Raw genomic sequence first — 19,052 nt, forward strand, 5'->3', positions numbered from 1 at the left:
AGCCCGAGGCCCAGCGACAGCACGCCGGCCAGCGCCGGCGCCCACCACGGCGTGTGCGGCGCGGCCGGCGGCGCCGCGGGCGACGCGGCGGTCACGGAATCGGTCACCCTTCGATCATCCTCGCGTGCGCCGGATCCGCCCAGCGCGCGCCATGATCGTCAGCGAATGTTCAGAATCGGACGCGCCGTCCGCCGGGGTGGTGGGGTGGGCTCCCCGTCCCCCTGCTGCCCTATTCTCTTGCCGCGCAACCGCGCCTCAAGTCCGCGCGCGTCGTGGCTGAGCTTCGCCGTGGTCGGGGCGCTTGGACTTGACCCGCGGTTGCGCGGCTAAGAACGGGCAGCTATCAGGGGGACGGGGAGGATGTGGGCACGCCTCGGCGCTGGCGTGCCCGTTTCGCCCCGTTTGTCGGGCCGTGGACAGCGATGATCATCGGCGATCGCCTACATCACGAGGATTGTCTGAGCATCAACACCCCTACAGCCGTGGTGATGCTGGGGTAATCCTCGTGATGGCTCCGGAATCACGGTGAAATCTCACCACGTGGACGCTCTACGATACCAACGCCACCCAAGAAACCGGCCGAACGCCTGGCCCGTCGCCACACTCCCCCCGTCCCCCTGATAGCTGCCCGTTCTTAGCCGCGGGCGCGCGGGTCAAGTCCAAGCGCCCCAACCACAGCGAAGCCCGACCACAACGCGCGCGGACTTGAGGCGCGCGCCCGCGGCCAAGACAATCGGGCAGCAGGGGGACGGCCCAACGCGACAATCGGGCAGCAGGGGGACGGCCCAACGCCACCAGACCGAGCGACCGTCAGGCCCCGGGCAGCGCGGCGAGGTGCGGGGCGATCGCCCGGAAGGCNCGGCCCAACGCCACCAGACCGAGCGACCGTCAGGCCCCGGGCAGCGCGGCGAGGTGCGGGGCGATCGCCCGGAAGGCCCGGCCGCGGTGCGAGATCGCGTCCTTCTCGTCCGGCGACAGTTCCGCGGTCGTGAGCGCGGACCCGTCCGGCACGAAGATCGGGTCGTAGCCGAAGCCGTTGGTCCCCCGCGGCGCGCGTACGACGACGCCGTCGACCCGGCCCTCCTCGGTCCAGGCGGTGCCGTCGGGCAGCGCCAGTGCGGCGACGCAGACGAACGCGGCCTGGCGGTGGTCGTCCGGCACGCTGGTCAGCTGCGCGAGCACCAGCCGCAGGTTGGCGCCGTCGTCACCGTGGACGCCGGCCCAGCGCGCCGAGAAGACCCCCGGCATCCCGCCGAGCGCGTCGATGGCCAGGCCGGAGTCGTCGGCGAGCGCCGGCAGCCCGGTGGCCGCCGCTACCGCACGAGCCTTGAGCAGCGCGTTCTCGGCGAAGGTCAGGCCGGTCTCCTCGACGTCGTCGACGCCGGGGAACTCGGTGACGGCGACGAGGTCGACCGGGACCCCGGCTCCGGCGAGGATGCGGGAGATCTCGGGGACCTTGTGAGCGTTGCGGGTGGCGAGGACGACCTTGGGCACCGAGGTCATCCCACCAGCGCCGCGTTCTGCAGGTCGGTCAGCTCCTTGCAGCCGGCGCCGGCCAGGGCGAGCAGGGAGTCGAGCTCCTGGCGGTCGAACGGGGCGCCCTCGGCGGTCCCCTGCACCTCGATGAACCGGCCGTCGCCGGTCATGACGACGTTCATGTCCGTCTCGGCGCGCACGTCCTCCTCGTAGCAGAGGTCGAGCAGCGGCACGCCGTCGACGACGCCCACCGAGATGGCCGAGACGGAGTCCGTCAGCACCTTCTCGGACGCCAGCAGCTTCTGCGCCCGCATCCACTCGACGGCGTCGTGCAGCGCGAGGTAGGCGCCGGTGATGGCCGCCGTGCGGGTGCCGCCGTCGGCCTGGAGCACGTCGCAGTCGATGACCAGGGTGTTCTCGCCCAGCGCCGCGGTGTCGATGATGCCGCGCAGCGACCGGCCGATGAGCCGGGAGATCTCGTGCGTGCGCCCGCCGATGCGCCCCTTCACCGACTCGCGGTCGGAGCGGGTGTTCGTCGACCGCGGCAGCATGGCGTACTCCGCCGTCACCCAGCCCAGGCCCGAACCCTTGCGCCAGCGCGGCACGCCCTCGGTGACCGACGCGGCGCACAGCACGCGGGTCTTGCCGAACTCGACGAGCACCGAGCCCTCGGCGTGGTCGAGCCAGCCCCGGGTGAGCCGGACGGTGCGGAGCTGATCGGCGCTGCGGCCGTCGATGCGGGTGGTCATGCGCCCAAGCTATCGCCTACCGGCCGCGTGCAGCGCCGACCCCCGGCGAACAACCCGAATCGCCTGCGTACCGGCCGGTGTCCCGGCTACGTTCGGGACCATGCAGCGCAGGGCGGCGCCGAAGCACCGCCGGGCGTCCGGGTCGCGGCCGTCCGGCCGCCGCATCGCGCTCGTCGCCGCCGGAGTGGCCGGCGAGCTGCTGCTCACCGCCGGCGTGCTCGCGCTGCTGTTCGTCGTCTACACGTTCTGGGGCACCGGCCTGCAGACGGCGGCCGCCCAGGACGACCTGCGCGACGAGTTCGAGCAGCACCTGCTCAGCCGCGCCGAGGAACCGGCCGGCCCCGAGACCGGCGGCGACGACGAGGCCGTCGCCGAGCCCGCGCCGCTCGAGCTGGGCGACGCCTACGGGATCCTGCGCATCCCGCGCTTCGGCGAGAACTGGGAGCGGATCATCGTCGAGGGCACCGACCCCGACGACCTCGAGAACGGCCCCGGCCACTACGCCGACAGCGCGGACCCCGGCCGGCTCGGCAACTTCGCCGTCGCCGCCCACCGGTCCGGCCACGGCGAGCCGTTCGCCCGGTTCGCGGAGCTGCGCGAGGGCGACATCATCGAGGTCGAGACGATCGACGGCGTGTTCCGGTACGAGCTCGACGACGCCCCCGACGGCGACAGCGACGGCAACGTCATCGAGGCGACCGAGCTGTGGGTCGTCGACCCCGTGCCCGGCGAGCCCGCCGGCACCGAGCCCGACGAGGCGCGGCTGACGCTGACGACGTGCTGGCCGCGGTGGGGCTCGGAGAAGCGGATGTACGCCACCGGCGTCCTGGTCGACGAGCGGCCGCGCGACACCGCCGCCGGCTGACGGCGGCCTCCCGAAGGGGCGATCGGGGGCGATCGCGGGCACTTCGGGGTTCGGTTCGGTTCGCCGGGTTGCCGCGTTGGCCCGTCCCCCTGCTGCCCGATTGTCTTGGCCGCGGGCGCGCGCCTCAAGTCCGCGCGCGTTGTGGTCGGGCTTTTGCTGTGGTTGGGGCGCTTGGACTTGACCCGCGCGCCCGCGGCTAAGAACGGGCAGCTATCAGGGGACGGGGGGAGTGTGGCGACGGCTTGCCCGGGGCGTTGGCCGGTTTCGGTGTGAGTTTGGTGTCGTGGGGCGTCCGCCTGGTGAGATTTCACCGTGATTCGGGAGCCATCACGAGGATTACCCCAGCATCACCACGGCTGTAGGGGTGTTGATGCTCACGAAATCCTCGTGATGTAGACGATCGCCGATGATCATCGCCGTCCACGACCCGACAAAACACGCGAAACGGGCATGACAACGCCGAGGCGTGCCCACATCCTCCCCGTCCCCCTGATAGCTGCCCGTTCTTGGCCGCGGAACCGCGGGTCAAGTCCAAGCGCCCCGACCACGGCGAAGCTCAGCCACGACGCGCGCGGACTTGAGGCGCGGTTGCGCGGCAAGAGAATGGGGCAGCAGGGGGACGGCCAACGTCCCTCAGTACAACATCAGCGGGTAGACCTCGAACACCGACGCGTACTGGACGCCGAGCCGGGTGCCGGCCTGGCGGGCGAACATGCCGAGGAAGTCGGCCGGCTCGGGGTGCCCGGGCAGCGCGCCGAGGTAGCCGGCGTGCGCCTCCAGCGATCGGACGCCCAGGTCGAACGTCTCGGTGATGTCGGCGCCGTGCCTGGCGTCCGGGGAGCCGGCCGCCCAGATGGCCCGCACCTTGTTCCACGGCTCCAGGCCTTCGTCGAGCAGCTCGGTGAACACCCACCGGTTGCCGGCGTCGCGGGCGCCGTCGAGCACGGCCTTGCCGACGGCGATGTGGTCGGCCTGGTTGAGGATCACGCCGCCGAACGTCTCGTGGAAGTTGCCGGTGATGACGATGTCCGGGCGGTGCCGGCGGATGACCCGGGCGACGTCGCGGCGCAGCGGCAGGCCGTACTCGACGACGCCGTCGGGATAGCCGAGGAACTCGACCTCGTCGACGCCCACGACGGCGGCGGCGTCGCGCTCCTCCTTCTCGCGCAGCGGGCCGGTCTGCTCCGGCGGCATGGAGTCGATGCCGGCCTCGCCGCTGGTGACCATGCAGTACACGACGCGCTTGCCCTGCCCGGTCCACCGCGCGATGGCCGCGGCGGCGCCGTACTCGACGTCGTCGGGGTGGGCGGCGATGACCAGCGCCCGCTCCCAGTCCTCGGGCAGCGGCTCGAGCGGCGTCGTCGGCATCGGGAACGGCGGCTCCGGCAACGGCTCCGTCACCGGCTCCTCGGGCGCGACCTCGTGCTCCGTCATCAGACCTCCCAGTGACCCCCAGGCACGGCGAGCTCCACCGGGCCGTCGTAGACCGCGCTCGCGTGCTCGGCCGCGCGCTGCGGATCGCCCCATGGTGGCACGTGCGTGACGACGAGTCGACGGGCTCCCGCGGCCGCGGCGTGCTCACCGGCCTCGCGCCCGGTCAGATGGATGCCGGGCGGGTTGTCCTCACCGTCGGCATAGGCGGCCTCGCACAGGAACAGGTCGGCGTCGCGGGCCAGCTCGACCAGCACGGGCGTGGCCGCGGTGTCGCCGGAGTACACCAGCGACCGGCCCCCGTGCTCGACCCTGATCGCGTACGCGGGGACCGGGTGCTCGACCCGCGCCACCCGCACCGTCAGCGATCCGACGGCGAACCCGCCGGCCGGCGCGTCGGAGTGGCGGCGGAAGTCGAACTCGCCGGACAGCCCGGGATCGGGCTCCTTGCCGTACGCCGCGGCCATCCGCTCGGCGGCGTCGTCCGGCCCGTACACCGGGATGCGCCGCTGCGACGGCACCCCGTAGCGCAGCGCGACGTACAGCCCGCACAGGTCCATGCAGTGGTCCGGGTGCAGGTGACTGAGCACGACGGCGTCCAGGTCGGCCAGCCCGCTCACGCCGACGTGCTGCTGCAGCGGGCCGAGCGCGCCGTTGCCGAGGTCGAGCACCAGGCGGACGCCGTCGGCCTCGACCAGGTAGCCGGAGGCGGGCGAACCGGGTCCGGGCATCGAGCCGGAGCAGCCGAGGACGGTGAGTCTCAAGACCCGACCGCCAGGTTGCGGCCGACGACCGGCAGCTCCGACGTCTCCTCGACCGACGCGATCTCCGGGCCGAGGAAGCGGCGGCCCAGCTCGCGGAACGGCCGGGCGTCGCCGGTGGAGCGGAACTGGTGCCGCGGCGGCGGCAGCGTGTCGTCGCGCATGAGCCGGTAGTCGACGAGCGTGCGGTAGACGTCCTTGGCGGTCTCCTCGGCGCTGCTGACCAGCGTGACCGCCTCGCCCATGACGTACGAGACGACGCCGGTGAGCAGCGGGTAGTGGGTGCAGCCGAGAACGAGGGTGTCGACGCCGGCGGCCCGGACCGGCTCGAGGTACTCGCGGGCGACGGACTCCAGCTCCGGTCCGTGGGTGATGCCGGCCTCGACGAACTCGACGAACCGCGGGCAGGCCTGCGTGGTGATGCGCAGCTGCGGCGCCGCGGCGAAGGAGTCCTCGTAGGCGCGCGACGTGACGGTGGCGCGGGTGGCGATGACCCCGACGTGGCCGTTGCGGGTGGCGGCGACGGCCCGGCGCACGGCCGGCTGGATGACCTCGACGACGGGGATGTCGTAGCGCTCGCGGGCGTCGCGCAGCACCGCGCTGCTGGCCGAGTTGCATGCGATGACCAGCATCTTCACGCCCTCGGCAACGAGGGTGTCCATGACGTCGAGGGCGAACTCGCGCACCTGCGCGATGGGCCGCGGTCCGTACGGGCCGCGCGCGGTGTCGCCGACGTACAGGACGGGCTCGTGCGGGAGCTGGTCGAGCACGGCGCGGGCGACCGTCAGACCGCCCACTCCGCTGTCGAAGATCCCGATCGGTGCGTCGTTCATCGTCGCAAGAGCGTACGCCGACCGGCGGACTGTGGAGCCCGGACGTGGCGAACGCCACGCCGCCGCTCTAGGCCGAGGCGCGGCGGTAGTCGAGGACCACGTGACCGCTGCCGAACGACTGCACGTCGGTGAGCTCGAACGCCGTCGGCGCGAACCCGGTCGTGAACAGCGGCACGCCGGCCCCGGCGACGACCGGGTACTGCTTGACCACCAGGCGGTCGATCTCCGGCAGCACCGCGCCGGCCAGCGCGGCGCCGCCGGCGAGGTAGACGTCCAGCGGCGAGTCCTCGGCCTTGAGCCGGCGCACGAGCTCCAGCGGGTCGCCGTCGACGACCTCAACGGCGGGGTCGTGCACATCCGTCAGCGTGCTGGAGACGACGTACTGCCGCAGGTGGGCGTACGGGCTGGTGATGCCGACGTCGAGCGCGGGCTGGTAGGTGCGCCGGCCCATGACGATGGTGTCGAACCGCGAGTTCGGGACGTCGTCGACGCGGGCGAGCTTCCGGGCGTGCGTCGGCAGGGCATCACCGAACTCGGTGAACATCCAGGTCGAGTACTCCTCGGGCACCGGGTAGAAGTCGACCTCGTCGTTCGGGCCGGCGATGAACCCGTCGATGGACTGGCCGATGTAGTAGACCAACTGGCGCATCAGAGCACCGTACGTCAGGCCCAGAGCTGGCCGTCGAGCCGGTCCTCCGCCTCGTCGACGGTGCCCTCGTAGGCGCCGGTCGAGAGGTACTTCCAGCCGCCGTCGGCGACGATGAACGCGATGTCGGCGCGGCGGCCGCCGGCGACCGCCTTCTTCGCGATGCCGAGGGCGGCGTGCAGGACCGCGCCGGTCGAGATGCCGGCGAAGATGCCCTCCAGCTCCAGCAGCTGCCGGGTCCGCTGGACGGCGTCGCGCGGGCCGACCGAGAACCGCGACGTCAGCACCGACTCGTCGTACAGTTCGGGCACGAACCCCTCGTCGAGGTTGCGCAGCCCGTAGACCAGCTCGCCGTACCGCGGCTCGGCCGCGACGATCTGCACGTCGGGCAGCTTCTCGCGCAGGTAGCGGCCGACGCCCATGAGCGTCCCCGTCGTGCCCAGGCCGGCGACGAAGTGGGTGATCTCGGGCAGGTCCTCCAGCAGCTCCGGCCCGGTGGTCTCGTAGTGCGCGAGCGCGTTGCCGGGGTTGCCGTACTGGTAGAGCATGACCCAGCTGGGGTTCTCTTGCGCGAGCCGCTTCGCGACCCGCACCGCCTCGTTCGACCCGCCGGCCGCCGGCGAGGCGATGATCTGCGCACCCCACATGCGCAGCAGCTGGCGGCGCTCCTCGGAGGTGTTCTCGGGCATGACGCACACCATGCGGTAGCCCTTGAGCTTGGCCGCCATGGCCAGCGCGATGCCGGTGTTGCCCGACGTCGGCTCCAGCAGCGTCGCACCCGGGGTGAGCCGGCCGTCGGCCTCGGCGGCCTCGATCATCCGCAGCGCCGGGCGGTCCTTCACCGAGCCCGTCGGGTTGCGGTCCTCCAGCTTCGCCCACAGCCGCACCTCGGGCGACGGCGACAGCCGCGGCAACCCGACCAGCGGCGTCCGGCCGAGGGAGTCGAGGAGGGAGTCGTAGCGCATCGGCCCGCGGCCGGTCAGCGTGCGGCGGGCGCGCCGCCGGCGACGGCCGGGAGGACGGTGACGCAGTCGCCGTCGGACAGCGTGGCCTTCTCCGCACCGAGGAACCGGACGTCCTCGTCGTTGACGTAGACGTTCACGAACCGGCGCAGCGACCCGTTCTCGACCAGCCGGTCGCGCAGCCCCGGGTGCCGCGTCTCGAGGTCGTCGATGAGGGCCGCCAGCGTGTCGCCGGTGCCCTCGACGGTCTTCGCGCCACCGGTGTACTGGCGCAGGATCGTGGGGATGCGGACCTCGACGGCCATCGGACGGCTCCTGTGGACTGGTTCGGTTCGGCTGGTTCGGGTGTCACTCACCGCAACGGTGGTGCCGGGTCCCATCATTCCCCATCGATGACCTGGACCTCTTCCTCGGTCACCTCGCCGTCCACGATCCGGAACGAACGGAACTCGTGCGTGTCGTCGTCGCGGGTCGAGACCAGGACGTAGTGCGCGCCCGGCTCGTTCGCGTAGGCGATGTCCGTGCGCGACGGGTAGGCCTCGGTCGCCGTGTGCGAGTGGTAGATGACGACCGGCTCCTCGTCGTTGTCGTCCATCTCGCGGTAGAGGCGCAGCAGGTCCATCGAGTCGAACTCGTAGAACGTGGGCGACCGGGCCGCGTTGAGCATCGGGATGAACCGCTCCGGCCGGTCGCTGCCGGCCGGGCCGGCGATGACGCCGCACGCCTCGTCCGGGTGGTCCTTGCGGGCATGCTCCACGATGGCGTCGACGAGGTCACGGCGGATGGTCAGCACGGTAGTCAGGATACGGAGGCTCGGGTCCTGGGTCTGAGGCGCGTCACACCCAGGACGCCGGCGGGGACTAGTCCAGGGCGGACGAGAGGGTGCGGACCAGCGTCTCCTGGACCCAGCCGAGCCAGTCGTACACGTCGTGCACGTGGCGCCGGGGGTCGTTCTCGTCCAACGCCAGCCAGTCGTCCTCGTCGCCCTCGGTGACGCCGAGCCGGGTGCCCAGGGCCAGCCGCAGGTCGGTGAGCGTCCGCAGCCAGGCCTCGCTCTCGGCGGCGTCGAGCTCGATGCGGATCTTCTCGCGGCTCTTCGCCGGCAGCCCGGCGCCGTCGGCCGTGGCCAGCGAGGCGAGCACCGTCGCCGCCGTCGCGGCCTTGCGGTCGCGCAGGCCGCGCTCGGTGAAGCGGCGGAAGTCGGAGGCGGCCTCGGCGTCCTCGCGGTAGCCGTCGGGGAACAGCCGGAGCAGGACCGGGTCGGTCGGGCGGGACGGGGCCTCGTCGGCCAGGCCGAGCTCGGCCGCCCAGCCGTCGCCGGCGGAGGGGTCGGCGGGCTCGTCGCGCACCAGCTCCAGCAGCTGACCCACCAGTGAGCGCAGCAGCTCGACCTCGACGACGTGGAACGACGCGGCGACGACGCCCCCGCGGGCTCGACGGAACGCGGTGCTCAGACTCGGTCCCCCGCCTTCTGCAGCGTGGCCCACAGGCCGTACGAGTGCATGGCCTCGACGTCGCGCTCCATCTCTTCCCGCGTGCCGGAGGACACGACGGCCTTCCCCTTCTCGTGGACGTCGAGCATCAGCTTCTCGGCCTTGGTCTTCGGATACGCGAAGTATGCCTGAAAGACGTACGTCACGTAGGACATGAGGTTGACCGGGTCGTTCCACACGATGGTGACCCACGGAACGTCCGCCACCGGAACCTCGGCGGCCTCCGGGCGCTCGATCTCCACGGGTGCGGTCATCACGGCCCCCAATGGTGTCATCTTCCGGCCATCACCCCGCGCCGTCCTGCGCTGACATGCACAACCGTGCTCTGGACCCACGGTGTTCCCGCCGGTCCCCGACATCTCATCATCCACCCGACGCAACGCCTTCGCCAGTCTGCGCGGGATCCGGGCCATTCGTGACGCAGCCGCATAGTCTGGTGCTTGTGTCGGCTACGACGGCCCTGCTCACCGACCACTACGAGCTGACGATGCTCCAAGCGGCGCTGGCCCGGGGCACCGCCGGACGCCGCTCCGTGTTCGAGGTGTTCGCCAGACGCTTACCCGGCGGACGCCGTTACGGCGTCGTCGGCGGCACCGGCCGGCTGCTCGACGCGCTCGAGGAGTTCCGCTTCGACGACGACGCGCTCGGCTTCCTCGAGCGCAACGCCGTCGTCGACGCCCCGACGCTGGAGTGGCTGTCCACGTACCGGTTCACCGGCGACGTGTGGGGCTACGGCGAGGGCGAGGCGTACTTCCCGAACTCCCCGCTGCTCATCGTCGAGTCGTCGTTCGCCGAGGCGGTCGTGCTCGAGACGCTGGCGCTGTCCGTCCTCAACTTCGACTCCGCCGTCGCCACGGCCGCCTCGCGCATGACGACGGCCGCGGGCGACCGCCCGTGCATCGAGATGGGCTCGCGGCGCACCCACGAGCGGGCCGCCGTCGCCGCCGCGCGGGCCGCGTACATCGCCGGGTTCACCACCACCAGCAACCTCGAGGCCGGCCGCACGTACGGCGTCCCGACGACGGGCACCAGCGCCCACTCGTTCACGCTGCTGCACGATTCCGAGCGCGACGCGTTCACCGCACAGGTCGACTCCCTGGGCAAGGGCACGACGCTGCTGGTCGACACCTACGACGTCGAAGAGGCGGTCCGCCTGGGCGTCGAGATCGCCGGCCCTGAGCTGGGCGCCGTCCGGCTCGACTCCGGCGACCTGCTGCCGCAGGCCAAGGAGGTCCGCGCGCTGCTCGACTCCCTGGGCGCCCGCGACACCCGCATCGTCGTCACCAGCGACCTCGACGAGCACGCCATCGCCGCGCTCGCCGCCGCGCCGGTCGACGCGTACGGCGTCGGAACCCAACTGGTCACCGGCGCCGGCTCACCGACGGCGGGCATGGTCTACAAGCTCGTGGCCCGCGCCGACGACGACGGCACCATGGTGTCGGTCGAGAAGAAGAGCGCCGGCAAGGTCAGCCACGGCGGCCGCAAGTACGCGCTGCGCCGCCGCGACGCGCGCGGGGTCGCCGAGGCCGAGGTCATCGGCGTCGGCCGCGAGCCCGTCGACGACGGCGACGACCGGCCGCTGCTGATCCCGCTGGTCCGCGACGGCGAGATCGTCGGCCGCGAGCCCCTGGCCGCCGCCCGCCACCGCCACGAACGATCCCGCGCCGAGCTTCCCCCCACCGCGCTCAAGCTGTCGCGCGGTGAGCCCGCCATCCCCACCCGCTGGGAGGATCGCCCATGAAGCGCGCACTCATCGTCGTCGACGTCCAGAACGACTTCTGCGAGGGCGGCAGCCTCGCCGTCGCGGGCGGCGCCGACGTCGCGTTCGGCATCGCCGAGGTGCTCAAGCGCTGGACCGACGGCGAGCCGTGGGAGCGCCGCTACGACTACGTCGTCGCCACGCGCGACCACCACATCGACCCCGGCGGCCACTTCTCCGATCACCCCGACTACGTCGACAGCTGGCCGCCCCACTGCGTGGCCGGCACCGACGGCGTCGCGTTCCACCCGAACCTCGACCCGCAGCCGTTCGACGCGGTGTTCGACAAGGGCGAGTACCAGGCCGCCTACTCCGGCTTCGAGGGGACGTCGCACGACGGCGTCCCGCTGGCCGACTGGCTGCGCACTCACGAGGTCGGCGCCGTCGAGGTGGTCGGCATCGCGACCGACCACTGCGTCCGGGCGACCGCCCTCGACGCCGCCCGCAACGGCCTGCAGACGACGGTGCTGCTGAGCCTCACCGCCGGCGTGGCGGCGCAGACGACGGCGGCGGCGCTGGAGCAGCTGCGCGCGGCCGGCGTCCGGCTGGAGGGCGAGCCGATCGTCCGCTGATCAGGCGGTGCGCGCGGCGGCCGACGCCGAGGACGCCTCGCGGGCGTCCAGCAGCTCGTCCCAGTGCTGCGCGCCCCACTCGCACAGCGCCTCGATGACCGGCAGCATGCTGCGGCCGAGCGGCGTCAGCGCGTATTCGACGCTCCGCTCGGGGCCGGGCCGCTCGGTGCGCTCGACCAGGCCGTCGCGCTGCAGGTTCCGCAGCGACGTGGTCAGCGACTGGGCGCTGACGGAGCGCAGCGGCACCCGCAGCTCGGAGAAGCGGCGCGGGCCGTCCTCGAGGCAGCGGATGACCATGCCGGCCCACTTGTCGGAGAACCGCAGCGGCATGAGGGTCGACGGGCAGACGGGGTCGAACATGTCGGGATCGAGCTTCCTCGGCATGGGTCGAGCCTACTGACCTGCGTGGTCAGCCCGGGCTGACCAGGCGGTCGCCTAGCGTGCGCCGCATGAGGAGAATCGTGGTCTTCGGAGCCGGCGGACGGGCCGGGCGGGCGGTGCTGGCCGAGGCGGCCGGGCGGGGCTGGGACGTGACGGCGGTGGTGCGCGATCCCGCGCGGCACGCGGACCTGAGCGGCGGCGACGGCGCCCGCGTCACCCTGGCGGCCGGCGACGGGACCGACCCGGACGCCGTCGAACGGCTGGCCGCGGGTCACGACGCCGCCGTGCACGCCGCCGCCTCGCTCGCCGTCCCGGCCGGCGAGTTCTTCCCCGCCGCCGCGTCGGCGCTGCTCACCGGCCTGGCCGCCGCACGGGTGCCGCGACTGGTCGCCGTCGGGCTGGCGTCGCAGCTGCCGGACGTGACGGGGACGCCGCTGCTGGACACGCCGGGCTACCCGTCGGAGTACCGCGACTTCATGCTCGGCCACGGCGCCGGGCTGGACGTCTTCCGGAGGAACGCCGAGACGGCGATCGACTGGCTCGTCGTCGCGCCGGCCGGCGACTTCGACCACGGCGGCACGCCGGCCGGCGGGTACCGGTTCGTCCCCGGCTCCGTCGCCGCGCGCATCACGTATGCCGACCTCGCCGTGGCCGTCGCAGACGAGATCGAGCGGCCACGGCACCACCGGCTGCTCGTGGGGGTCGCGGCGCCTGGGTAGGGTCGTCAGACGTGACACCCGCCGTCTGGATGATCGCCGGCGCGCCGGGCGCCGGCAAGACCACCGTCGCCCGCAAGCTGGCCGCGCTCCTCGACCCCACGCCCGCGCTGCTGGACAAGGACACCGTCTACGCGCCGTTCGTGGTCGCGACGCTCGAGGCGAACGGGCGGCCGTTCGGCGAGCGCGAGGGCCCCTGGTACGACGAGCACATCAAGGTGCACGAGTACGCCGGCCTCGCCGACACCGCCGCGGAGATCCGGTCGGCCGGCTGCCCGGCGATCCTGGTCGCGCCGTTCACCGGCCAGATCCGCGACCTCGACGCCTGGGCCGCCTACGTCGACCGCCTCGGCGGCGACCCCGTGCACCTGCTGTGGGTGCGGTCGAACGGCGACACGCTGCGCGAGCGGATCATCGGCCGCGGCCACGACCGCGACGGCCAGAAGCTGGCCAACTTCGCCGAGTTCACCGCCGCCACGCTGCCCGACGTCCCGCCTCCGGCGCCGCACACCGAGATCGACAACCGCCGCGGCGCCCGGCCGCTGGACGAGCAACTGGCCGCGGTGCTCGCGGCGGCCTGACCTCCGCCCACCCCCACCTGTTGTTGATCTTGGTAGGGGGTGGCGGCGTCAGGGGAAGAGGCGCTCCAGCACCTGGGCGACGCCGTCCTCGTCGTTGGACGCGCAGCGGTGCGTGGCGGCGGCGACGGCGTCGGGGTGGGCGTTGCGGACGGCGTACGACGTGCCGGCCCAGGTGAGCATCGGGACGTCGTTGGGCATGTCGCCGAACGCCACGACGTCGTGGGCGTCGACGCCGAGGGAGCCGCAGAGCGCGGCCAGCGCCGACGCCTTCGAGACGCCGGCCCGGCTGACCTCCAGCACCGGCGCGTGCCCGGAGTACGTGGCCGCGGCCAGCGAGCCGACGACCGCCGCGGCCCGCTCGATGAACTCCGGCGCGTCCAGCTCCGGGTGCGTGACCACCAGCTTGGACACCGGCTCGGCCAGCAGCTCCTCCAGCTCGGCGACGACGGTGCCGTCGGGCGCCGGCCACGTGCCGCGGAAGGACGGCTCCTGGCCGAACGTCAGCCGGCGCTCGATGGCGAACGTCGCCCCCGGCACGCTGGCCCGGATGGCCCGGGCGACCTGCAGCGCGACGTCGCCGGGCAGGCCGTGTTCCTCGACCACCTCGCGCCGGCGCACGTCGTAGACGAGGGCGCCGTTGGCGCAGATGGCCAGTCCGTGCGACCCCACCTCCTCGGCCAGGACGTCGATCCAGCGCGGCGGCCGCCCGGACACGAAGACGACGGTCGCGCCGGCGTCCTCGGCGCGGGCGAGCGCCGCCCGGGTGCGCGGCGACACCGTCCCGTCGCTGCGCAGCAGGGTGCCGTCGAGATCGGTCGCGACGACCTTCACGGCAGCGTGAGCCCGGACTGGACGGCGAAGACGACCAGCTGGGCGCGGTCGCGGGCGTGCAGCTTCACCATCGCGCGGCTCACATGGGTGCGCACGGTGGCCGGGCTGACGACGAGCTCCGCGGCGATCTCGTCGTTGGACCGGCCGGTCGCGACCCAGGCGACGATCTCGCGCTCGCGCTCGGTGAGGCGGTCCAGCTCGGGGTGCGGCGCGCTGGCCGGCGCGTCGCGCCCGCTGAACTGCTCGATGACCCGGCGGGTGACCGACGGGGAGAGCAGGCTGGCGCCGTCGGCGACCACCCGGATGGCGTGCAGCAGCTCGTCGGGCGGCGAGTCCTTGAGCACGAACCCGCTGGCCCCGCCGCGCAGCGCCTCGAACACGTACTCGTCCAGCTCGAACGTGGTCAGCACGATGACCTTGACGCCGGACAGCTCGGGGTCGGACGTGATCTCGCGCAGCGCCGCCAGTCCGTCGAGTACCGGCATGCGGATGTCCATGAGCACGACGTCGGGCTTGGTCCGCCGGACGAGCTCCAGCCCTTCGCGGCCGTCAGCGGCCTCGCCGGCCAGCTCGGTGTCGTCCTCGGTCTCCAGCAGGGTCGTCAGGCCCATCCGGACCAGCGCCTGGTCGTCGACCACCGCCACACGAATCACGCCGTCGCTCATGACGTCGATCCTGACATGTCCGCCTCGCGGTCAGCGTGGGCGAGGGGCAGGCGGGCGTGGACGGCGAACCCGCCGCCCGCGCGCGGCCCGGCCTGCAGGCGGCCGCCGAGCGCCTCGGCGCGGGCTCGCATGCCGGCGATCCCGGTGCCGGACCCGTCCGGCCGGTGCGCGGGCGCATCCTCCACGCCGGCGCCGTCGTCGGTCACGTCCAGCAGCAGTTCGTCCCCGGAGCGCCGGATGCGTACCGCCGCCCGGGTGGCGCCGGCGTGGCGCAGCACGTTGGTCAGCGACTCCTGCAGGATCCGGTACGCCGCGACGTCGACGTCGGGCGGCAGCTCGGTGTGGCCGTCGACGTCGGCCTCGACCTGCACCCCGCCGGCCCGGATGCGGTCGAGCAGCACGTCCAGCTCGGCCAGGCCGAGGTCGGGCCGGCGCGGCGCTGCGTCCGTGACCGGGCTGCGCAGCACCTGCAGCTCGGCCCGCAGGCCGTCGAGCGAGGCCTTGCTGGTGTCGCGGATCGCCTCCAGCGCCGCCCGCACCTTCTCGGGGTTGCGGTCCAGGACGTGCAGCGCGACGCCGGCCTGCATCGCGATGACCGCGAGACCGTGGCCGACGGAGTCGTGCAGCTCCTGGGCCATCCGCAGCCGCTCCTCCGACACCGCCCGGCGAGCCAGCGCCGCGCGCACGTCGGCCTGCGACTCGCGCCGCGTCCGCAGTGCCCCGCCGATCGCGAGCGGGGCGGTGAACGCGGCCAGCGACGCGATGGCCCAGGCGGTGCCCTGCCGCCACAGGTCGGTGCCGGAGTCGTCGACCAGCCGCACCACCGACACCACGAAGAACACCGCGTAGTAGCCGCCGACCCAGCGGATCGCGACCAGATGCGGCAGCTGGTAGCCCAGCGTGAACGCGACCACGAGGATGGTGAACATGATCGGCCCGTACGGATAGTTCGCCGCGAGATAGACCAGCACAGCCGCGCCGCTGACGACGAGGACCGTCCGGGGGAACCGGCTGCGCAGCGCGAGCGACGCCATCGCGATCACGACGAGCGTGAACCCGAGGGCGTCGGGCTGCCGGGCCCAATGCTGGCCGCTGGCGGCGCCATGGGTCCCGCCGATGCCGACGACCACCAGCACCAGCGCCATGCCCACGTCGAGCAGCGATATCCGGAAACGGGCGAACCTCTCCACGGGTTCGACCATAGACGCGCGCGACGGGCACCGGCGTCGGCAACGCGGCGTAACCGGACTACGCGAATCTGCGTACGCGCGATGCCGCTCTGCGGCCGACGCCCGCGACGGCGGCGGCGCGGGAGCGTGGAGCCATGACGAACACCATCGTGGTCACCGACCGGCTGACCAAGCGCTACGGCGACCGGCTCGCCGTCAGCGACGTGAGCCTCACCGTCCGGCGCGGCGAGGTGTACGGCTTCCTCGGACCGAACGGAGCCGGCAAGACGACCACGCTGCGCATGCTGCTCGGCCTGGTCCGTCCCACCAGCGGGACCGCGACGATCCTGGGTCACGCGCCCGGCGAGTCCGGCGCGACGGCACGGGTCGGCGCGCTGGTCGAGGGTCCCGGCTTCTACCCGTACCTCTCCGGCCGCGACAACCTGCGCGTGATGGCCCGCTACCAGCGCATCTCCGACCGCGCGGTCGAGGACGCGCTCACCCGGGTCGACCTGTCCGAGCGCGGCGGCGACGCGTTCAAGTCGTACTCGCTGGGCATGAAGCAGCGGCTCGGCGTCGCGTCGGCGCTGCTCGGCGAGCCGGACCTGCTGGTCCTGGACGAGCCGACGAACGGCCTGGACCCCGGCGGCATGGCGGACATGCGCAAGCTCGTCGTCGACCTCGCCGAGCAGGGCCAGACGGTGCTGCTGTCCAGCCACCTGCTGGCCGAGGTGCAGGAGATCTGCGACCGCGTCGGCGTCATCGCGCACGGCCGGCTGCTCGCCGAGAGCACCGTCGCCGAGCTGCGCGGCGCCAGCACGTTGCTGGTCCGCGCGGAGCCGCTGGAGCTGGCGCTCGCGGTGTCGATGCGCGTGGCCGGCGACGACGCCGTCCAGCTCACCGACACCGGCGTGCGGCTGGAGCTGCCCGAGGACCGGGCGCCCGAGCTGGCCCGCGCGCTGGTCGAGGCAGGCGCCGACATCCGCGAGATCCGGACGGCCGAGCGCTCGCTGGAGGACGTGTTCTTCGAGATGACGACCGACCAGGAGGAGAACCGATGAGCACCGCGACGATGACCGGCCGGCCCGCCGCCCGCAGCGAGACCAGGGCCGTCCCGACCGCGCTCGGCGGCCTGGTCTCCAGCACCCGCGCCGAACTGCTGCGGCTGCGCAAGTGGCCCGCGGTCTGGGTGCTGGCGACGGTGTGGCTGCTGCTCAACCTGACCTTCGCCTACATCTTCAACTACGTCGCGTACGCGACCGGGTCCTCCGGCTTCTCCAACGAGGGCGTCGCACCGGAGTCCCTGCTCCCCGAGCTGCTGCCGGCGGCGATCCCGTCGGTGTTCACCGGCGGCATGCCGATGTTCGGCGGCGCGATCATGTTCATCCTCGGCGCACTGGCCGCGGGGAGCGGGTTCGGCTGGGGCAGCTGGAAGACCGTCCTCACCCAGGGTCCGGGCCGGCTGTCCGCGTTCGGCGGGACGCTCGCCGCCGTCGGCCTGGCGGTCGTCGGCGTGGTCGCGGCGACGCTGGTCCTGGACGTCGCGGCGTCGACGCTGATCGCCGTCTTCGAGGGCCAGAGCATCGCCTGGCCGGAGTTCGGCGCGCTGGCCGAGGCAGTCGGCGGCGGCCTGCTCATCTTCGGGATGTGGGCGGCGGCCGGCGTGCTGGTCGGCGTGCTCACCCGCAGCCCGGCGCTGGCGGTCGGCCTCGGCCTGGTGTGGTCGCTGGTGATCGAGAACCTGCTGCGCGGCGTCGGCAACCTGCTCAGCGGCGTCGAGTACGTGACGAACGTGCTGCCCGGGACGGCGGCCGGGTCGCTGGCCGGGGCACTGGGCGCCGGCGGCGCGGGCGAGCCCGACGGCGCGCCGGGCGTGCTCACCGTGCTCGACGCCGGCCCGGCGACGCTGCTGGTGGCGGTGTATCTGGTGGTCTTCTCCGCCGCCGCGGCCCTGCTCATGCGGCACCGCGACGTCGTCTGACCCGCCCGGGAGTCCTCGCCCGCCGTCCCGCACCTGGCCCGGCCAGGTGCGGGACGCCTTGGCACGCTGAAGCGCTCCACAAACGCGGCATTTCGGGCGCGGTAGGTCACCCTCAACGAGCCAAGCACGACACTGGAGCGTGCCAAGCCGCGAGCACCCACGGAATGCCGAGGAGCCCCATGCGCAGAACCGCGCTCCGGGCCGGCGTCGGTGCCCGCTCCGCAGGACCCGACCCAGCCGGGCGGGGTGCCACGCTGCCGGGGGACGTACGAGCCCCCAGGCCGGGCGCCCCGTCGTCGGCCGGCAGGGCGTCCTCTGCTCGTGAAGTACGCTACGAGGCGCGGCGGCCGGCGGGGAGGTGCGATGAGGTTCGGCGTCCTGGGCCCCTTGGAGGTCCACGACGACCACGGCACGGCCGTGCCCCTGACCTCCGCCAAGCAGCGGTCGCTGCTCGCCGTCCTGCTCGTCCGCCGCAACACCCGGGTGTCCGCCGACACCCTGCTGGAGGCGCTGTGGGACGGCCGCCCGCCACGCTCGGCGCGGGCGAACCTGCAGAGCTACGTCCACCGGCTGCGGCGCGTGCTCGGCGAGTCGCGCATCGTCCATCACCGCTCCGGCTACCAGCTCGAGGTGCGTCCCGGCGAGGCCGACGACGAGGAGTTCCAGCGGCTGGCCGCCGACGGCCGTGCCGCCCTGGCCACCGGCAACGTCGCACGAGCGGCCGAGCTGTTCCACCGCGCCGCCGCGCTCTGGCGCGGGCCGTCGGCCTACGCCGAGGTCGCCGAGACCGGCGCCGTCGACCTCGAGGCCGCGCGCCTCGGCGAGCTGCGGCTGGCGGTGGCCGAGCTGTGCATCGAGGCCGACCTCGAGCGCGGCCAGCACGACCTGCTCGTCCCGGAGCTGACCGCGCTGGTCGCGGCGCATCCGCTGCGCCAGCGGCTGTACCGCCAGCTGATGCTCGCCCTGCACCGGTCCGGCCGCACGGCCGACGCCCTCGACGTCTACCGGCGCGCCCGCACGACCCTCGTCGAGGAGCTCGGCCTGGAGCCGGGACCGGAGCTGCGCGAGCTCGAGCGGGCCATCCTGACCGAGGACCCGGCCCTCACCCCGCCACCGCCCGGCGCCCCGGCCGCCACCCGCCCGGCCGGCACCCGCCCGGCCGCCACCGGCCCAGCGGCCAC

The 19,052-nt window shown here is 73.3% G+C and carries 23 protein-coding genes; 8 read left to right on the top strand and 15 right to left on the bottom strand.

The features are described from left to right. Nucleotides 1-888: 888 nt before the first annotated feature. Entirely contained in the window at nt 889-1,494 is a 606-nt protein-coding gene (gene rdgB / locus DY240_RS00420; RefSeq protein WP_119658023.1) for an RdgB/HAM1 family non-canonical purine NTP pyrophosphatase, read from the bottom strand. Between the two features lie 5 nt (nt 1,495-1,499). Beyond that, nucleotides 1,500-2,225 carry a ribonuclease PH gene (gene rph / locus DY240_RS00425; protein WP_119658007.1) on the bottom strand — a complete coding sequence of 242 codons (726 nt, stop codon included), beginning with the start codon at nt 2,223-2,225 and terminating at the stop codon, nt 1,500-1,502. A gap of 100 nt (nt 2,226-2,325) precedes the next feature. Here rph and DY240_RS00430 point away from each other — a divergent pair, with 100 nt between their 5' ends. Beyond that, nucleotides 2,326-3,090, top strand: coding sequence for a class E sortase (locus DY240_RS00430; RefSeq protein ID WP_158602679.1), 765 nt, complete (start codon nt 2,326-2,328; stop codon nt 3,088-3,090). Nucleotides 3,091-3,723: 633 nt separating this feature from the next. On the opposite strand, the gene DY240_RS00435 is transcribed toward DY240_RS00430, so the two are convergent. The 9 genes from DY240_RS00435 to clpS form a co-directional block, all read right to left on the bottom strand. Next, the gene (locus DY240_RS00435; protein WP_119658024.1) at nt 3,724-4,458 is read right to left on the bottom strand and encodes a PIG-L deacetylase family protein; all 735 of its coding nucleotides are present in this window, start codon (nt 4,456-4,458) and stop codon (nt 3,724-3,726) included. Nucleotides 4,459-4,523: 65 nt separating this feature from the next. Next, nucleotides 4,524-5,285 (bottom strand): MBL fold metallo-hydrolase, encoded by a 762-nt coding sequence (locus tag DY240_RS00440; RefSeq protein ID WP_119658009.1) that lies wholly within the window; start codon nt 5,283-5,285, stop codon nt 4,524-4,526. Further along, the gene (gene murI, locus DY240_RS00445) at nt 5,282-6,115 is read right to left on the bottom strand and encodes a glutamate racemase (protein ID WP_119658010.1); all 834 of its coding nucleotides are present in this window, start codon (nt 6,113-6,115) and stop codon (nt 5,282-5,284) included. The genes DY240_RS00440 and murI overlap by 4 nt, the downstream gene beginning before the upstream one ends. 67 nt (nt 6,116-6,182) lie before the next feature. Then, nucleotides 6,183-6,764 carry a dihydrofolate reductase family protein gene (locus DY240_RS00450; protein ID WP_119658011.1) on the bottom strand — a complete coding sequence of 194 codons (582 nt, stop codon included), beginning with the start codon at nt 6,762-6,764 and terminating at the stop codon, nt 6,183-6,185. Nucleotides 6,765-6,778: 14 nt separating this feature from the next. Beyond that, nucleotides 6,779-7,726 (bottom strand): PLP-dependent cysteine synthase family protein, encoded by a 948-nt coding sequence (locus tag DY240_RS00455; protein ID WP_119658012.1) that lies wholly within the window; start codon nt 7,724-7,726, stop codon nt 6,779-6,781. A 14-nt stretch (nt 7,727-7,740) separates the two neighbouring features. Then, complete coding sequence (locus DY240_RS00460; protein WP_119658013.1) at nt 7,741-8,028, bottom strand: MoaD/ThiS family protein; 288 nt, start codon at nt 8,026-8,028, stop codon at nt 7,741-7,743. Between the two features lie 74 nt (nt 8,029-8,102). Beyond that, on the bottom strand, nt 8,103-8,516 hold the full coding sequence (locus DY240_RS00465; protein ID WP_199700544.1) for a Mov34/MPN/PAD-1 family protein: 414 nt from the start codon (nt 8,514-8,516) through the stop codon (nt 8,103-8,105). A 67-nt stretch (nt 8,517-8,583) separates the two neighbouring features. After that, a complete protein-coding gene (locus DY240_RS00470) occupies nt 8,584-9,210 on the bottom strand; it encodes a DUF2017 domain-containing protein (protein WP_199700545.1) in 627 nt (208 codons plus the stop codon). Beyond that, entirely contained in the window at nt 9,174-9,482 is a 309-nt protein-coding gene (gene clpS / locus DY240_RS00475) for an ATP-dependent Clp protease adapter ClpS (RefSeq protein WP_092615636.1), read from the bottom strand. Before clpS ends, DY240_RS00470 begins: the two co-directional genes overlap by 37 nt. A 221-nt stretch (nt 9,483-9,703) precedes the next feature. Here clpS and DY240_RS00480 point away from each other — a divergent pair, with 221 nt between their 5' ends. Then, the gene (locus tag DY240_RS00480) at nt 9,704-10,957 is read left to right on the top strand and encodes a nicotinate phosphoribosyltransferase (protein ID WP_407659260.1); all 1,254 of its coding nucleotides are present in this window, start codon (nt 9,704-9,706) and stop codon (nt 10,955-10,957) included. After that, on the top strand, nt 10,954-11,547 hold the full coding sequence (locus tag DY240_RS00485) for an isochorismatase family protein (protein WP_119658016.1): 594 nt from the start codon (nt 10,954-10,956) through the stop codon (nt 11,545-11,547). Before DY240_RS00480 ends, DY240_RS00485 begins: the two co-directional genes overlap by 4 nt. Here the strand turns inward: DY240_RS00485 and DY240_RS00490 are convergent, their stop codons facing one another. Beyond that, on the bottom strand, nt 11,548-11,931 hold the full coding sequence (locus tag DY240_RS00490; RefSeq protein ID WP_119658017.1) for a winged helix-turn-helix transcriptional regulator: 384 nt from the start codon (nt 11,929-11,931) through the stop codon (nt 11,548-11,550). Between the two features lie 65 nt (nt 11,932-11,996). On the opposite strand from DY240_RS00490, the gene DY240_RS00495 reads away from it, so the two are divergent. Together DY240_RS00495 and DY240_RS00500 are read left to right on the top strand one after the other, a co-directional pair. Next, the gene (locus DY240_RS00495) at nt 11,997-12,647 is read left to right on the top strand and encodes an NAD(P)-dependent oxidoreductase (protein WP_119658018.1); all 651 of its coding nucleotides are present in this window, start codon (nt 11,997-11,999) and stop codon (nt 12,645-12,647) included. An 11-nt stretch (nt 12,648-12,658) separates the two neighbouring features. Beyond that, nucleotides 12,659-13,225 carry an AAA family ATPase gene (locus DY240_RS00500; protein ID WP_199700546.1) on the top strand — a complete coding sequence of 189 codons (567 nt, stop codon included), beginning with the start codon at nt 12,659-12,661 and terminating at the stop codon, nt 13,223-13,225. A 48-nt stretch (nt 13,226-13,273) separates the two neighbouring features. Here DY240_RS00500 and DY240_RS00505 read toward each other — a convergent pair whose 3' ends face one another. Genes DY240_RS00505 through DY240_RS00515 form a run of 3 tightly spaced genes read right to left on the bottom strand, consistent with a single transcriptional unit; the run spans nt 13,274 to nt 15,911 of the window. Further along, entirely contained in the window at nt 13,274-14,056 is a 783-nt protein-coding gene (locus DY240_RS00505) for an HAD family hydrolase (protein WP_119658020.1), read from the bottom strand. Beyond that, the gene (locus DY240_RS00510) at nt 14,053-14,721 is read right to left on the bottom strand and encodes a response regulator transcription factor (RefSeq protein WP_199700547.1); all 669 of its coding nucleotides are present in this window, start codon (nt 14,719-14,721) and stop codon (nt 14,053-14,055) included. Before DY240_RS00510 ends, DY240_RS00505 begins: the two co-directional genes overlap by 4 nt. After that, a complete protein-coding gene (locus DY240_RS00515; RefSeq protein ID WP_158602680.1) occupies nt 14,718-15,911 on the bottom strand; it encodes a sensor histidine kinase in 1,194 nt (397 codons plus the stop codon). The genes DY240_RS00510 and DY240_RS00515 overlap by 4 nt, the downstream gene beginning before the upstream one ends. Nucleotides 15,912-16,045: 134 nt before the next feature. On the opposite strand from DY240_RS00515, the gene DY240_RS00520 reads away from it, so the two are divergent. From DY240_RS00520 to DY240_RS00530, 3 genes are all read left to right on the top strand, one after another. After that, nucleotides 16,046-16,951, top strand: a complete 906-nt coding sequence (locus DY240_RS00520; RefSeq protein ID WP_119658022.1) for an ATP-binding cassette domain-containing protein — start codon at nt 16,046-16,048, stop codon at nt 16,949-16,951. Next, nucleotides 16,948-17,871: a hypothetical protein gene (locus DY240_RS00525; RefSeq protein WP_199700548.1), complete on the top strand. Its 924-nt coding sequence runs from the start codon at nt 16,948-16,950 to the stop codon at nt 17,869-17,871. The genes DY240_RS00520 and DY240_RS00525 overlap by 4 nt, the downstream gene beginning before the upstream one ends. 363 nt (nt 17,872-18,234) lie before the next feature. After that, the coding region (locus DY240_RS00530) for an AfsR/SARP family transcriptional regulator (protein WP_147375149.1) at nt 18,235-19,052 on the top strand (818 nt) is incomplete at its 3' end.

The sequence above is a fragment of the Jiangella rhizosphaerae genome (assembly GCF_003579925.1).
In the GTDB taxonomy this organism is placed as follows: domain Bacteria; phylum Actinomycetota; class Actinomycetes; order Jiangellales; family Jiangellaceae; genus Jiangella; species Jiangella rhizosphaerae.